The organism is Paenibacillus sp. GYB003, assembly GCF_036577625.1.
Taxonomy (GTDB): domain Bacteria; phylum Bacillota; class Bacilli; order Paenibacillales; family NBRC-103111; genus Paenibacillus_AB.
Map to the genome: position 1 here is coordinate 1 of NZ_JARBDC010000003.1, position 15867 is coordinate 15867.

General features: G+C 61.3%; 13 protein-coding genes. 7 read left to right on the forward strand and 6 right to left on the reverse strand.

The window, feature by feature from the left end:
• The 6 genes from PV407_RS02570 to PV407_RS02595 form a co-directional block, all read right to left on the reverse strand.
• Positions 1–998, reverse strand: a 998-nt coding sequence (locus PV407_RS02570) for a hypothetical protein (protein WP_332088301.1), incomplete at its 3' end; no start/stop codon positions are given.
• Positions 999–1030: 32 nt separating this feature from the next.
• Entirely contained in the window at positions 1031–3346 is a 2316-nt protein-coding gene (locus PV407_RS02575; protein WP_332088302.1) for a hypothetical protein, read from the reverse strand.
• 13 nt (positions 3347–3359) lie between these two features.
• On the reverse strand, positions 3360–5552 hold the full coding sequence (locus PV407_RS02580; protein ID WP_332088303.1) for a hypothetical protein: 2193 nt from the start codon (positions 5550–5552) through the stop codon (positions 3360–3362).
• A 56-nt stretch (positions 5553–5608) separates the two neighbouring features.
• Positions 5609–6208 carry a hypothetical protein gene (locus PV407_RS02585; protein WP_332088304.1) on the reverse strand — a complete coding sequence of 200 codons (600 nt, stop codon included), beginning with the start codon at positions 6206–6208 and terminating at the stop codon, positions 5609–5611.
• A 1-nt stretch (position 6209) separates the two neighbouring features.
• Positions 6210–8045, reverse strand: a complete 1836-nt coding sequence (locus PV407_RS02590) for a hypothetical protein (RefSeq protein ID WP_332088305.1) — start codon at positions 8043–8045, stop codon at positions 6210–6212.
• A 1-nt stretch (position 8046) separates the two neighbouring features.
• Complete coding sequence (locus PV407_RS02595; RefSeq protein WP_332088306.1) at positions 8047–10248, reverse strand: hypothetical protein; 2202 nt, start codon at positions 10246–10248, stop codon at positions 8047–8049.
• A gap of 553 nt (positions 10249–10801) precedes the next feature.
• Between PV407_RS02595 and PV407_RS02600 the strand changes: the two genes are divergently transcribed.
• The 7 genes from PV407_RS02600 (at position 10802) to PV407_RS02630 (ending at position 15860) form a co-directional block, all read left to right on the forward strand.
• A complete protein-coding gene (locus PV407_RS02600; RefSeq protein ID WP_332088307.1) occupies positions 10802–11491 on the forward strand; it encodes an FMN-dependent NADH-azoreductase in 690 nt (229 codons plus the stop codon).
• A gap of 56 nt (positions 11492–11547) precedes the next feature.
• Positions 11548–12033 (forward strand): MarR family winged helix-turn-helix transcriptional regulator, encoded by a 486-nt coding sequence (locus tag PV407_RS02605; RefSeq protein ID WP_332088308.1) that lies wholly within the window; start codon positions 11548–11550, stop codon positions 12031–12033.
• A gap of 105 nt (positions 12034–12138) precedes the next feature.
• On the forward strand, positions 12139–13344 hold the full coding sequence (locus PV407_RS02610) for an ArsA family ATPase (protein WP_332088309.1): 1206 nt from the start codon (positions 12139–12141) through the stop codon (positions 13342–13344).
• Positions 13341–13583 (forward strand): hypothetical protein, encoded by a 243-nt coding sequence (locus tag PV407_RS02615; protein WP_332088310.1) that lies wholly within the window; start codon positions 13341–13343, stop codon positions 13581–13583. Before PV407_RS02610 ends, PV407_RS02615 begins: the two co-directional genes overlap by 4 nt.
• Before the next feature lie 27 nt (positions 13584–13610).
• The gene (locus PV407_RS02620) at positions 13611–13988 is read left to right on the forward strand and encodes a DUF6463 family protein (protein ID WP_332088311.1); all 378 of its coding nucleotides are present in this window, start codon (positions 13611–13613) and stop codon (positions 13986–13988) included.
• A gap of 189 nt (positions 13989–14177) precedes the next feature.
• Positions 14178–14456 carry an ATP-binding protein gene (locus PV407_RS02625; RefSeq protein WP_332088312.1) on the forward strand — a complete coding sequence of 93 codons (279 nt, stop codon included), beginning with the start codon at positions 14178–14180 and terminating at the stop codon, positions 14454–14456.
• A gap of 765 nt (positions 14457–15221) precedes the next feature.
• The gene (locus PV407_RS02630; protein WP_332088313.1) at positions 15222–15860 is read left to right on the forward strand and encodes a GbsR/MarR family transcriptional regulator; all 639 of its coding nucleotides are present in this window, start codon (positions 15222–15224) and stop codon (positions 15858–15860) included.
• The last annotated feature ends 7 nt before the right edge of the window (positions 15861–15867 follow it).

Sequence of the window (15867 nt, forward strand, 5' to 3'; positions counted from 1 at the left end):
CCGGTGCCTTGCGTCGGGCTGACGGCGGGCCGGGCGGCCGCGGGTCCGCCAGCAGTCCCGGGGGCAGGCGCGGCGGGCGCCGGTTCGGGACGCGGCGGTACCGGAGTCGCAGGCGGGCGAAGCTCGTTGCCGCGGCGCAGCACCTGATCGAGCGATTCGGGCTGGACGGCGCCGCCGGCGACCTGGCCGGGCGTCAGCGTCGGTTCGAACCACTGCCGCAGCAGGTTCTCCTTGAAGAAGTCCAGCGCCCAGCGCTCCTTCTCCTTCTCGTCCTCCTCGCCCGTAAAGTCGATCACCTTGATGCGAATGGCGCCGTCCTGCACCAGCTTCTCGAACGCCGCGTCGATCCCGGCGCGAACGAAGTAGACCTGGGCTTCCAGTCCTGCGCTCAATTGATTGTATACGCGCTCCAGATCGGCGGTGATTTCGACGTTCAGCGCCGGTCGCATCCCGGTGAACTTGAGATCGTAGATGACGCCCACCGGCTCCGTGCCTTGGGCGAACGCCTTTTCCAAAATCGTGGCGCCCTCCTGGCTGAGGGTCAGGCTGAAGGCCGCGGTATTCTCGCCGTGGAGCGAGGGGACCGACGCGCCCAATATGTGCTCGACGGCGTGAAACGAGCCCGGGCCGGCCGGCCCGGCGGCGGCCGTTCCGCCCGCGCCCTGCACGTTGAGGGCGATGCACTGGACGGTGCCTTCGTCGAAAGGGACGGCGGCGAGCTTGGGCCGCTCCTTGGAGAGGGTCCGCAGCTTGGACAGGATGCGGCGCTCCAAATCGGGATCGAGCCGCAGGTTGACCTCGAACGTCAAAAATCCGCCGCCCTTCGCGCCGGCGGCCACCGCCGCGGGTTTGTACTTGATGAACGTGAAGGCCGCGCGGCCGCTCCGCCGGGCGAGTTGGACCGGGCCGGGCAAATACCAAAATTGGCTGGGGTCGGCATGATCGGGGAAGATCGTGATCCCCTCGATCGTAATCGTTCGGCTGCCCAGTAGTAACATGCGCTTTCCTCCTTCCGTAGTTCGGGGGTCGGCTATTTGAGCGGGACGATTAGCTCGCCTGCGTCGCTCGATTTCCAGTCGACGGTCTTGCTGAGTCCGTTCGCGTAACGACGGACGATCTGGTAACGATACGGCGTCGGGCTGCCAGCGACGAAGTCGTATTCGAAATGAGCGCGGTCGGTTCCGGCTTTGAACGTGTATTCGTCCTCGAAGCTCAGGCCGTGCTCCGCATCCTCGTACCGGGCCTTCACGACGATGTCGCGGAGCTTCTGCCCGGCGAAATCGCCCGACTCCGGCCGGATGGCCACGATTTTGTGGCCCCGCATGTCGTCGCGGAGGGTGATCCGCCTCTGCAGGGTGAACGATTGCGGAATGTCCGCCACCGTCCCGTCTTTGTAGATGACCGTCACCCGGTAGCCGACCGTTCGCCGGTCGGGGTCCTTCAACGCGACGAGGAAGGTTTGAGTCGACGTGGCGGAGCCGTTGAATTCGAACGAGGCCTCCTGGACCACATCGTTCTCCGGGTCTTCGTACGAGACGTCCACGAATGCGCGATCGACCTTCGTCCAGTCGAACACCGGGACGATCTCCAGCGTCCGCTTCTGCGGGAACGGATCGCGGATCGTGAGCCGCTCTTCGTCGGTCTCGACCCAGGGCGTTTCGACATCCCGATGGTCGACGGCCCGATAGATCAGCTTATACCGGAACCGGGTGTGGGCCGGATTCAGGACGAACATGCTCCAGACGGTCTCCGTCACGTCTTCTTTCTTCAACAAATAACTGTCGGCCTGGCGTATCCCGCGCTCCGGATCGGCATATTGAAGCTGCACCTCGACGTGCGAATAGCGCTCCCACGGAAAATTCAAAGCTTGAACCGGGATCGGCACGATGGAGTAAAGCTCGCGCGGATTGATCTCCAAATATTCGCCGGTTTCCGTCACGGCCGGCGATTGCAGCGTCAGCGGCCGTTCGGTGCCGTCCTGGTCCCGGAAGTTTACGGTGTACCGCGCGGTCACGACCTGGCGCATCGCCCCGCCGTCGAGGAGACTGTTCCACTCGACGGCCGCCGTTTTGGCCGCGGCGTCCAGCACCGCGCTCTTCGTCTGACCGCCGTAGTCCAGATGAACGTGGATCGAAGCGATCTGATCCGCGGCGTAATCGGCCCGGGAGATGACTTGAAGCTTTCGCCTCGCGAACCAAGGATCGTCGAGATCGACCGAGAGGACGAAGCGGTTCAGGTCGATACCCGGTTCGCGCAGCACCCGGAACAGTCCGCTCAGGTGGCCTTGCGGGTAAATCGTCTTCTTGACCGTCGTCCGTTCCCGAATATTGAAGTCCAGCCGTTTGCGGTCGATGCGCCGGCGGTCGATCTTGCGGTACGAGAAGCCGACGAGCGCACCCCATCCCCCGGTAACGGCCAGGGCCGACGTCGTTTTGGCCAGGTGCTCGATTTTGTCCCAAGCATCCTCCTTGGGCTCGACCGGGTTCAGGCTCGGCTCGAAAAAAGCGTTGGTGAGCATGTCGCGGACTTCGTCCACCGCTTGGTCGCGGCGGGCCATCAGCTCCGAATCTTCGCCTTCCGGCACGAACGTGTCGACCTCGAGCACAATCGACCGGTTATCGATCAGCTCGTCGACGGCTTTCGTGATCTCGGACTGGTAAAAGATCGAGTCGGTGCCGAACGTCGTGTCGAGATGCTTTTGCACCCGGTCCCAGTCGATGTCGAGCCGAACCGAGTACGCGGGACGCAGCGCCAAGTAGTCGAGCGAGAAGACGACGCCGATCGGGGACATTTCGCCCTGCAGCGCTTTCTTCAGCACCTTGACCCCGTCCTCGGTCAGCCGGCAGGAGAAGGCGGCCTGATTGTCGCCGTAGAGCGCCGGCTTGGCGTGATGGCTGAGCTTGAGCACGAATTTCGGTCCTGCAGCGGCGGGATCCCCGACGGCCGGACCGGCCGGGCCTGTCGGCCCGGGCGGGGCCGGTACCTCCGGCGCGTCGCCGGTCTGTTGATCCAGCAGCATCAGCTTCACCGTGCCGTCGACCAGCGGGACCGGCGCCAGCCGGGGCGAGTCGCGAAGATGTTCCAGCCGTTTAATCTCGTCGCGGATGTCGTTCAGCGCTTCGGGATCGATCCCGAGATTGACGTCGAAGTTGAGGAAGCCGCCGGTCCCGGCCGCGCCGCGAAATTCGACGACTTGAAGCTGCGGGACGGGCACCCCGGCGGCGGCGTCCCGGATTTGCGTCAGCCGGGGCGGTCCGGGCAAATAATACCATTGCAGCGGATCTTCGTGGTCGCGGAACACCGTAACCCGGTTGATGATGTGAAAGGGCGGGGCAAGGTAGAGCATCCGGCTTCACCTCCTAGGCGGGTTTCTCGGGCAGGACGAGCGTCTTTTCCGAAGATTCGGTTTCGGCGATCTTTTTCACCGACCCGTCGGCCATGAAATACGACGCGCTCCAGTCGTAGCTCTTTTTCGTTTTGTCCTTGTAGGGGAAGCTCCATCTAAGCGTGTCGGCCGCGCCTTTTTTGAATACAAGGTCGCCGGACTCGTCAATGCCGTTCGCTTCGTCCTCATAATGGAGCGTAACCTTGATCAGCTTCACCGCTTCGAAATCGACCAGGTCCGGCATGACTTCGATATCCTGATACAGGACGGCGTCGCCCAGCATGATCGTGCCCTGCTCGGCGGCGGTTTCCGCGATTTGCCGCACCGTTCCGTCCCTGAAGCGGATGTTCGCGGAGTAGGTGACCTTGCCGGCCGTTTCGGAGACGACGGGGAACGTCCAATCCTCGAACGTGCTTTCCTTGGTCAACGCGACCGAATGCGTCTGCGTATACGCGTTGGCGTCGTCCCGGTACTTCAAGTCGACGAAAATCGTGTCGATGCGGGTGTCGAAATCGCCGAAGCCGCGGATGTTGACCGTCTTGCTGGCGCTGAACGGGTCGTCGATGAACAGCTTCGGGGATCCGCCGGTTTGCCAGTCGTTCACGAATTCCTTCCCGTCGGCCATGTAATACTTGACCCGGTACCGGTACGGATTGCGCCGCGGCTGGAAAATCACGTGCACCCAACGATGCTCGAGATGGTCTTTATCGAGCTTGAACACCTGCTCGACCGGCCGGATGCCGTTCGCTTCGTCCTCGTACTGCAAGGTGACGAGCGCTTCCTGCACCTGATCGAAGTTCAAGTCGCCCTGGGCGATGTCCACCAGCAGAATGCCCGTATCGCCGACGTTGATGGTCAGATGCTCTTCGTCGCTTTCGATCTCGGCCGATTGGTAGCGCTCCGAGGCGTTCTTGTAGTTGACCTGGTACGAATATTTGTACTTGTAGCTGTCGTTCGCGATATACGTGCTGAACTTGCCGACTTCGTCCGGATTTTTCAGAAGCACCTCTTTCACGCTGTGCTCGGCGCCCTGCTTGTACTCGAGCTTGACCTCGATGCTGTCGAGAGGCAGCTTCTCGAAGTCCGCGTTCGCCCGGGCCGTGACGTTCAGCTGCTTGAAGAACGGATCGTTCAAATCGACGACGCGGGAGAAGTCCGACCATTTGAACGGCTTGCCGTCCCGCCCGACCATGCCGGTGATGTTCGGAAGCGTCCCGCGCGGCGAAGGGTTCCATTCCATGATCGCGCCTTCCTTGTACGTGCGGCGGAAGCTGACCGCTTTGCTGACCACGGTATCGATGTTGACGTTCTCGAGGTCGTGCTCCTTGTACCAGACGCTGGCGGCGTTCGGGTCGACGGGAGGGATGTCGCCCAGAAGCATTTTGGCCACTCCGTCCTCGAGGTTTTTCCACGCCCAATCGCGCACCGCGTTCAGCACTTTCTGGTCGGTGACTCCGCCGGGGTTGATGTCGACGCCCCCGGAATTCGTTTCGGTCATTTTCTCCGTCAACGTTTGGCGGTAGCTGTCTTCGGACCAGAAATGTTCCTCGACGTCGATCGCCTGATGAAACTCCATGAACTTCTCGGCGTTAAACCAAACGGTCGCGGTGATCGCGGGGAGCCGAACCGGCATCCAGATGTCATAGGCGACCTGGACGATCCCGCCCTTGTCCTGAAGCGCCTGCTCCAGCATCGTGGCGCCTTCGGCCGACAGCTCGACGGTGAACGGCGTGATCATTTTGCCGTACAGCGAAGGCGCGCCGGGGCTCGTAATCTTCTCCACGAAGGCGCCGGCGCTGTCCAGCACGGTGATGCTCGCCGAACCGCGCAGGAAGCTCATTTGGCCGATTTTCACCTGGGGCGCCGGCGGCTGCAGGCCCCGATTCCTCCAGTCTTGCTCCTGCCGTTCCTGAAGAATGGCGCGGATTTTGGCCAACTTGTCCTCGGGCACGACGAATTCCACATCGGCGATCAGAAACCCGCCGCCCTTCTTGCCATCCTGCCTGTCGATCGGGAAGCGGTACTTGATGAACTTGAACACGGGCTGTCCGTTATCGTCGATCCGGAACCTGGGCTGGCTCGGCAGCACATAGTACGTCGTCCCGTCCGCATGGTCCCGGTAGACGGTCGATCCTTCGAGCACCTCCGGCTTATCCCACATTAGCATCGCATATTCCTCCTTTAGGGTGATCCTCGCCGAATCCTCGATACGATGTCCGGGATTCAGGAGGGAATGATTCGGATGTGCCCGGTCCCGGTGCTTGCAGGGAACCAGGCGCTTACGTCGGCGACGGCCTCGAAAGGGAGCGGGGCGGCCCCGGTTCGGCGAACGCTTCCCCGATAGGCGACCCGCAGGCAATCCGAAGCGCCGTTCAACGCCCTTGCCGCCTGCCGGGCTTGCTCCGGAGTCAGCGGCGCGTTGAAAACGGCGCTGTAAGGCGGGTATCCGGAGGAGGAAGATTGCTGCAGCTCCGCAAATGCTCCGGGCCCCGACCCGTCGCCGATTTCGAGCGACACCCGCCGGATGTCGGCCGGCTCCGGCTGAAGCCGTATGGCGGCGGGGGACAGCTTCCGCTCCGGGTACCGCCGCGCGATCTCCGCGCGCAGCGCGGCCAGCGCCGGCTCCTCCGCCGACCACTGCGCGCCGAGCTGCAGCCGCGATCCGGCGTCGCCCAGCCAAAGAATCAGCGACGGCCGGCCGGCCGGATCGCGTTCCGGCACGACGGAAGCCGGCCTGTAATAAAACGATTGAGGCTCCGACGGATCCGCATGGCAAAGTAAGTCGCGGAACCGAAAGCCGTCCCCGTTTTGCCTTTCGTTCATATCAATCCCCACCTCGCACAAGGAGACGTTCGAACGGCGACCGTACCGCGGACCAAGGTCCGGCGATGCCGCCGCTATCCGCGTGCCGCCGATAGCGGTAGCCGGCATGAAAAGGGGAGGACGCAAAGTAAGCGAACGTCTTCCGGGGCTGGTCCGGCGTCAACGCGACGACGGCAATCGACTCGGCCGTCTCGGGCCGGTCTTCCGGAAGCAGGTCGACCGCCACCAGCGGCCCGGCGTTCGTCCCGTCGAGCTCGAGGACAATTTCGTGCGTGCCGTACTCCGGGAACATGTGCACCCCGAGCAGCTGCGGTTCGAGGGGGAGCGGTCCCCGCTTCAGCACCCGGTCTCCTTTTCTCGCGCGGAACTCGTATTCGACGGTCGCCTCCGAAGCGTTGACCGGAACGGCGATCGCGGCTTCCGTTCGGGCTTCGTCAAGCTCGAAAGTCAAACTATCCGTCCTCCCGTCCTCGTTCCAGGTGCAGCGGCCGTGAACGGTTGCAAGCTCCAACAGCCTTTTGTCGGCGGCTTGCGGGACGAACCGGACGGGGAAGTCGGCCGGCGTGAGATACAGCCGTTCGCCGACTGCGGCGATTTCTTGCCCGCCCAGCTGGCGAACTTCCCGGGTGCTTGCCAAAATCGCGAACGTGGCGTATGTATATTCCAGCGGTTCCGCCGGCGAGAGCTTGAGCCGGACGGCCGCCGTATCGGACGGAGGAACCAGTTCGGCCGAGGCTGCGATCGCCTGAGGCCGCGACGGCGGACGCGGCGGAGCCCGCAGCGTGACACCGATCGCCGCGACGCCGGGCCGAACGCCCGGAATATTCGCAGTTACGTCGATCTGATGCATGCCGGTGGAAAGCGCGGGTACGACGATCGGCGGCGGGGCGATCGTGTCGATGCCCGCCGTGCGGATGCCCTCGCGGGCGGCATCGAACGGGCGGAAGGACAGGACGAGCGGCCGCCAAGTCTCGAGCGGCCGGGACAAGTCCCATTCCATTCGCCCGGAAACGCCGTCCCCGCCGTCCGCCAGCCCGGGGAGCGCCATATACCCGCGGCCGTCCGCAATCGGAGCGGCCGCGAACGCCCCGAACCGGGCCCGGACCCAATCCGTCAACGTTTCCGCCAATTCCAGCGGGTCGCGGACGTCGTCCGCACCGGCACCCGCACTCGCGTCCCGGCCCCGACCTTCGACCGCGAGGCCGAGCTTCGACAAATCCCCGCCGAACCGGCGTACCAGCTCATCGCGGGCCATCCGGCCGTCCGCATCCAATCCGGCTTTCATCGCGGCGTAAAAGCGCGCCGGGTCGATGCGGACGCGATACGGCAGGCGGGGGGCGATGCCGGTCATTTCCAGTTCGACCTGCGCCCGCAGGGGAAGCGTTTCGTCCTCGAGCAGGCGCTTCAGCAGCAGCGCGCCTTCGGCCGTCACCCGCAGCGACAGGCGAGCGTTCGTAAGGCCGTTCCAAGCCAGCGGAATCGGCAGGGACGCTTCGGGAGGCAATTGTACGCCGTCCGGGGCTTGCAGCCGGAGGCAGCCTCCGGCGAAGATCGCCGGCACGAGCTCGGCTCCGCGATGCCGTTCGCGCAGCAGCACGGAAGCGGGCCCGATCGGAAAGCTCGGGTTCAGACGCAGCTGGAGGATGCCGTAGGGCGAAGGCGGCAGCATCGGATTTTGGCCCCGGTACAGCTGCAGCCTCATATCCGGCAGTCCGTCCGGTCCGGAAGCCAAATCCAGACCGTCCGGCGTGACGACGAACGGCCCCCGACCTTCGAACGGATAGTAGATGCGGGATTCGCTGTACGGAATCGTCTGTTGGAAGTCCGGCCACCTCATCTCAATCTACATCCCCTTGCAGAATATAGAGCAAATCGCCGCTCTTGGCTTTCCATTCCTTCGTCGTTTGTCCGCTAAGCCTTATGGCGCTGACCCTGTACTCATAGACGCCGCTGTTCGCGCGCCGCAGCAGCACATCCGCGATCGGAAACGGCAGCGACGCCTTGACCTCCGGCTGCTCGGGGCTCAACGACACGGTGACGCCGCTGTCCTCTCCGTGCTTCAGCTCGACGACGATTTCGCTCAGCCGTTGTTCCTCCGGCTTGCCCGGGGGGAGGTTGAAGATCGCCGGCAGCGTCTTGACCGTAATGTCCTGCTCGTACTGCGCGGTGAACGGATCCTGAATGGCGTTCCAGATCGCTTCCCGATCGGGAATAACGGCAACGTCGCCCGGACCGGGCAGCACCGTGGCCGAAACCTTTCCTTCGCCCGAATGACCGGGCGCCGGGACCACGGTGAAGACGAGCTCTTCGCCCGAGGCGAGACGCTCGACCGGGAACGCGACGCCTTGGAGCTCGCAAGGAACCTCGGTGCCTTCGCGGTCCAGCCTGGCGTTCAGCCGTCCGATTCGAACCGGGCTTTCGATCAAGTTCCGCAGCGTGACCTGTACGCCGCCGGAAGCCGGATCGGGGGAATACGCATAATCGAACAGTTCTCCGGCAAGATCGTCCATCCGGGCCGTGAACGGGACTTTCTCGGCGACCCGGTGATGCTCGTCGTCCAGATGAACCTCCACTTCGCCCGTCATGAGGAACGATGCGGTCTCCGACCCCATCAGCGCCTCGAATACTTGCTGCAGCTCTTGGAGCGACAACGAAAGCGAGTCGACGATGCCCTCCTTGAGGTTGATCAGCGCTCCCTCGCGAAGCTGAAACGGTCCGGCCCTGTTCGGGAGGGCGAGGCGGAACGACAAACGGCCGGTATCCGCCAGCAGCGGTTGGAAAACGGGCCCCGCGATCCCGTCGGGAAGCGTTCCGCTCACATGGGCTTTCAGCTCTTGGGCGGCCGCCTCCAGCCGATCGGGGGCGACGCAGGGGACGGCCGCATAGTCCAACGTTGCCCGGGACGTACGAAGCGAACCGTCTTCCGACGTGAACTTGGCCGATAGGAACGGCAGGTAGGGCGGTTCGGGCAATCGGGCGAGCTTGAAGGCATCCGGCAAATAATAGAACAAATACCGGCGGCTCGTTTCCTGATAGTAGCTGTGAAAATCGTCGCCGTGGCGAACCTGGTGCCGGATCAAGCCCGGGCCGCCGCTCGCGGGCGCTATGCCGCCGAAGATGTAGCCGTGCAAATGGGCCGGGAAATAGAAAGGGAGCTGAATGTCCAGCACGCGGTCGACGATCCGATAACGCGGTTTCGGCGGCGCGACCGACAAGTCGATGTTTGCGGTTCCTCTTCCCGCGACAACTAGCAAGTCGGGAGACAGTTTAAGTTTGTTGATTTTGCTCGGGTCCTGGAAGGCTCTTGTTGTGCGGATCGAGAGGGGCTGCGGCTTCGGCGGGACCGGGTTCGCGGGACGAACCGGGTAAGGCCGCGGGCCGCCGAGCGGTTTGACGGGGCCGGTTGGAATCGGCAGCGGGTTTTTGTTGGGCGGTTTCGGAAACGACTCCTTCGGCGCGGCTGCCGGAACGGCGACCTGAACGGCGCGGCGGACGATCAAGACCGCATTCGCCTGGGGCTCCGTCAGGGCGGCGTACAATTCGTCGCGCTCGGCCATACTATCGAGCTGCACGGCGGCTTGAATGCCGTCCGGTTGCTCGAGAACGTCGCCGAACGTCAATTCCTTGTGCACCCCGCCCGAGCCGACGAGCACGTATCGCAGAATGACGGTAACCCGGTGCGGCATTGCCGACGCGTCGCGGGCGGCTTGCTCGATTTCTTCGGCCGGGAAACGGAGCAGATGAACGCGCAACGCCCAACCCGGGGCACGTTCTTCGACGGAGACGCGGTATTGCTCTTGTCCGCCGGCCGTCCTCTCCGTGGCAAGCTTGTAGCGGGGCACGTACACTTTGTTCGCCGAATCGGCCGGCTGCTCCAAGAGGATGGCGTCGCTCACCTCCTCCGCCGGACAGACGGGGACGGCCAATTCCTCCCGGGCATAGTCCTTTTGGTTCAGGCGAACCCGGGTCAGGACTTCGGCAATGGCCGGATTGTTAAGGACGCTCGCCTTCGCGAAGGCGGCGTCGAACCGGAACGGCATAGGCGTTCACTCCTCGGCGTTGCGGATGGGTGACGGAAGAGCAACCAGGTGGCGGGATTTGCGGGTTTAACGCGATGGAAGAAGGTCTCGATGAGGCTGGAACCTAATACACGGCTACATCATAGCAAAGATTGTTTTCGCAATAATGGGAAAAAGGAGCCAATTTAACCCCTTCCGCGAGTAGGTCGTTCAGACAAATTTTTCAACCCCGCAACTGCACGATAAGTCGCAAGCTGTCGGAATGTGTAATTTTGCGTTTAATGCCCGTCCGCGGCAACGAACCGGCTTCAAGCGCGATCGCGGCGCATGAGGCGCGGCCGTTTTATGAAGGAATGGGCTCGGTACGCACGGGGGGGAGTTGGCTCCTCTGCATTTGTCACAACATCGATTCGCTCCTTGTCTTAACAGTTGCAGCGAAAACATGAGGGCAGCCGGCTTCAGTCCGATTTCTCGCTGGAACGAAGTCGTCGTCCATGTGGCGCATATCGGCCGTATGAGCTTCATGGAATTCGGCGCAAATCCAAAAACGAAACGATACCGGGAGCGAAACGAAATGGACAAACTGCTCGTCATCCATGCACATCCGAATGCGGACGCCGAATCGTCGGTCAGCCTGCAAGTGCTGCATCACTTTCTTAAAGCCTACGGAAGTCTTCATCCCGAAGGGGCTATCGAACGAATCGATCTGTACCGCGAAGATGTGCCGTGCATCGACTCCGTCTTTTTGAGCGCGCGGAAAAAAATACAAAAGGAAGAGCGGCTGACGGAGGAAGAACAACGGGTAGCCTCCCGTACCGCCGAACTATTGAGGCAGTTCAAGAGCGCGAAAAAGTACGTGATCGCGATGCCGCTGCATAATTTCAACGTTCCGTCGAAACTCAAGGATTACATGGACAACATCCTGATTCCCAGGGAGACCTACGCGTATACCGATCAAGGATCGGTCGGTTTGCTGAAAGACGGCCGGAACGTTCTCGTCATTCAAGCGAGCGACGGGATTTACACGAACAACGATTGGTATACGGAAGTCGAATATTCCCATCAATTTTTGAAATCGATGTTCCGTTTCATGGGGATGGATTACCGTATCATTCGCGCTCAAGGCATATATCGGTTAGGCCGTGAAAAGGTTTTGCAAACAGCGTTCCAAGAAGCGGAAGCGGCCGCGGCGTTCTTTGCCGGAGTCGGTAATGAGGCGGCGTCCGGCACGGCAGCCGGGCTTGCAATTGATACGATATCGTAGTAAAATCAATTCGAAGAATAGTTACCATTTCGTACGTTCAGGAGGTTGGCGGCTTTATGGAGCAGTTATTCGAACTGTTCGTTCGTAACGGCTTGCGGCCGCTAAGCTTGCTCGAAGAGGCGACTGAGCTGGAGCGGCAAATGAACCGCTCCGAGTTGGCCGCCCTGCTTACGATTCAATACCGCGAGGAGCTGACGATGTCCGAGCTGGCCGCCGAGCTTGGAGCTCCGCTCAGTACGGTCACCAGCTTGGCGAAAAGGCTGGTGCGAAAAGGCTGGGTCGAACGGAACCGTTCGGCCGACGACCAGCGCGTTTTTTTGGTCCGTCTGACGGCGGAAGGGGGCGAGCTGGCGATTCGTGCCCGCACGACCATGAACCGGTTGTTCGAGCGGGTTCAGGCGGCGTTGACCGCGGAAGAGCTTCAGCAATTTTTGTCGCTCGCGATCAAGGTCATGAAGGCGCTGCAGACCGGAAAAGAATCGAAGACTCGCGAAGCCGGCGGGAAGGCGAAACGGCTTTCGCGCATTGCGATCGAGGATTGATTCGGTACGGACGGTTTCATACGGCAGACGTTCAAACGTTCCATTGGACGCTGCCGCTGTTTTTCGCCAAATACTACGAAATCGTAATAAATGGAGGGAATGGCGATGCGAATTATCATTTATACGGGAAAAGGCGGCGTCGGCAAAACGAGCGTCGCGGCGGCTACGGCAGTCCGCTTGGCCAAGCACGGGTTGCGGACGATCGTCATGAGTACGGATGCGGCTCACAGCCTGGCCGATTCGCTCGATATGACGCTCGGCGGAGAGCCGGTGCAGGCGGCGGAACGGTTATGGGCACAGGAGGTGGACAGCGTCCGGCAAACCGAGAAGCATTGGGGCGCCGTCCAAAGCTGGCTGACGGGATTCATGGGATGGGCGAAGCTTGACGATTTGGCGACGGAGGAGATGCTCGTTTTTCCAGGGATGGAGGAGCTGTTCAGCCTGATGGAATTGAAGCGGCACGCGATAAGCGGGGAATACGACGCCATCGTGGTCGATTGCGCGCCGACGGGCGAAACGCTGCGACTGCTCAGCTATCCGAGCGTACTCGGATGGTGGGTGAACAAAATATTCCCGTTCGAGCGCAGGCTGGTGAAGCTGGCGCGGCCGGTCGCCAAAGTGGTGGCGGGGGGGCTTGAGCTGCCGGACGACAACGTGATGGGCAGCGTCGAGTCCTTCGTACGCGAGCTTGAGCAGCTCCAGACGTGGATCATGAATCGGGACATCACCTCGGTGCGCATCGTCGTCAATCCGGAGAAGATGGTCATATCCGAAGCGCGTCGGGCCTTTACGCATTTGAACCTGTACGGCTTCAATACCGACGCGATCGTCATCAACCGGTTTTTGCCGCCGGAGGCGAGCGGCAGCTATTGGGCCCAATGGCGGCGGATTCACGACAAGTACGAGGAAGAAATCCGGGACAGCTTCAGCCCGCTTCCGATATTCCGAATTCCGTTGATGGAATCCGAAGTGGTCGGTTTGCCGATGCTGGAGCGGATCGGCGATGCGGCTTTCGACGGAACGGACGTCTACGCCGTGCTGCACTGCGACAACACCCGGACGGTCCGGAAGGAAGGGGGGCGCTATGTGATGGAGCTTGCGCTTCCTTTCGTCGAGAAGGAGCAGCTCCAGCTCCACCAGCGAGGGGAAGAGCTGACCGTCCAGGCCGGCCCCTACAAGCGGAAGCTGCATATGCCGAAGCCGCTGCTCGGTCGCCCGATTGCGAGCGCAAAATTCGCAGACGGCAAATTGATTCTTCGATTCGGAGAACGCGAGCAAGCGAGCGGCGAAGAGGGGGAACTTGGTCGATGAAACGGGATGTGATAATGAAGCTGTTGGAGGCGGGCGGCGCGATACACGAAGCGCTCGCGGAAGCTTGTGCGCCGATGGAAGCGAACCGGCACTTTCGCGCTTCGCGGGCGGAGGCGTTGAAAGGGCTGCGCTCGCTGCTGGACGCCGAAATCGGCAGGCTGGAAAGCCGGGCGGCCGCGAAACCGCAAGAAAAGGCGAGCAAGCGAAGCGTCGGCCGCACGATCGACATAACGGAATGATGACCGAAAGGAATTGGAGGAAACCGCATGAAACCGGACAAAATCATTGGGGGAACGTTGGCCTGGACGGCCGTTCTGCATACGGTCGTGGGACTGTTTTTGTACTGGGAGCCGATCAAGGATATGGCGAAGGTCGGATTGTTCAATTCGGTCGTGCCGCATTCCGATCGGGGCAGCGCCTTTTGGTTTTTCATCTTCGGCGCGATGCTGTGGACGTTTTCCCGGGTAGTCGGCTGGTTTGCGCGAGCCGGGCAGCGCGTCCCGACATTTCTCGGGGTGCACTTAATGGCGCTGTGCTTGGTCGGGGTCTTCTTCGTGCCGCTCTCCGGCTTTTGGCTCGGCATACCGCAAGCCGCAGTTCTGCTGCGCCGAAATGCAGGCGGCCGATTATTGAATTCCCCGTGACGAGCATCCTGGGCAAGCGAAGCTGAAATACCGTGTTTACGTAACGTTCGAATTCAAAAAAGAGCCGCGCCATGGGGGCGTTTCAAGTCACCGGCGAACCGTCGAGCGGTACACCCCGTTTTCCGTACGGCCGTTCTATGGTATTGTGAGGGAAGAGACGGCGACTTGAACGAGGGGGCTTCATAAGCTGTGCCGCAAGCAAAACATACATCGCCGGCGAGCCGGTATCGCTTATTGCTCGTCCTGCTCCTCGGCTTGGCTTGCCTTCTGAGCGCGCGATCGCAGCCGGCTTCTGGCAAACCGCCGCAACGCCGGCAAGCCGAAGGGACGGGGCTCGGGCTTGCGATCAGCAAGGAGATCGTCCGGCATCACGAAGGGGAGATCGGCGTCGACGCCAAGCCGGGCGAAGGCAGCTTTTTCTACTTCACGCTGCCCGTCATTTTCGAACGCGATTTGCGGCACTCCTAGACACGCGGAAGGCAGAGGAGAAAAATCGAATTGGATGAATCAGGGGCTCCATCGCCGGAAACGGCGGTGGGGCTCTTTTGGTTTTGGCTAAGTCGCGCGGTGCATTATATATCGGATTCCGCCCCAGCTGCCGTAAGGCACGAAGATTGACTTTATGTAGCTGGAAATCCTCCCGTTATTTTCATTAGCTGCACCAGATTGGAATGCGTAAGCTGGAAATCCTCCATCTAAATTCGATCAAGGGGCGGGAATACGGAAAATTCGCCCAAAATAACGGGTGTTATTCCATTTATTTTTCCGAAAACGCTGAAACCGATGCATGTAGCGGGAGGAAGTCCCGTTAAATCCCGGGAGCCCCGTCTCTCCGCCATTTCAACGTGACCGAAAAGCTTGTCAAAACTCGGTCCGCGGCTCGGGAGCCGATGGTGCAATCGCGTTGGCCGCGAAGCCGAGGGGGCGCCGCTATGGATCGCAGGGGAAGGGGGGCTACCGGAGGCTGCGATCAGTCGGATTTTCCCCGGCCGGACAAATGCGCGGAGCTTGAGGCGCTGCGTTCCGACACGGCAACGGTTTCAGTTGCCGTCCGGACGTTTTTCCCGGAAAGTTTTTCGTATTTGCAATACATACGCTTGTTCGTCCCTACCGGATTTAAACCGCGCAATATGATACTTATCATGTGCAACTCCTTACGTTTGCTACTTAAACGAGATTTTCCCGCTTACTACAATAAGAGGAAGACATTTGCTTATCGATAAGGAGCCGCCCGTGAGCATTTCGAGATATTCGTTCGCAGATGTGAAGCAAGCTATCGTTCACTGCGCTTCCGCGGAAGCGGAGAAAGTCGGCGGCAGCGCGCTTGCAGGGAAAATTTACGCCTTGCTGCTGTTCGCCCCGGAGCCGTTGTCCCTCCAACAAATCGCGGAACGGCTGCAGGTCAGCAAAGCGGCCGTCAGCATCCAGATTCGTACGATGGCGTTCCAGGGGCTGTGTCGAAAACTTCCGCGGCAAAGCGATCGCCGGGACTATTATGCGCTTCCGGATCCGATCGGCAAAAGCTTTACGCAGAACATGACGGATTTCTGGACGGCGCGTCTGCAAACGCTCCGACAGATGCTGCATGCGCTGTCAACCGTATCCGCTGCCGAAACGGAAGAATCGGAGCGCCGCATTCTGATCGAAAGACTGTCGGAGGTGTCGGCCCTTCTCGAGACGATGCTGTTGTGTCTCGCAGGCATGGCGCACGAAAGGGAAGCGCAGGAACAGACGCTGCGGCGCCACTCGCACCGGGGCGCAACGAGAGCTTTAAGGAGTGATGAATCTTCGAACCGTGCCGAACGCCGATCCGAAAGCGCCCGAAAGCTCGACCTGCATGCAGGTTTGCCAGCCATCGTAACGGAGGAGTAGAGAGATG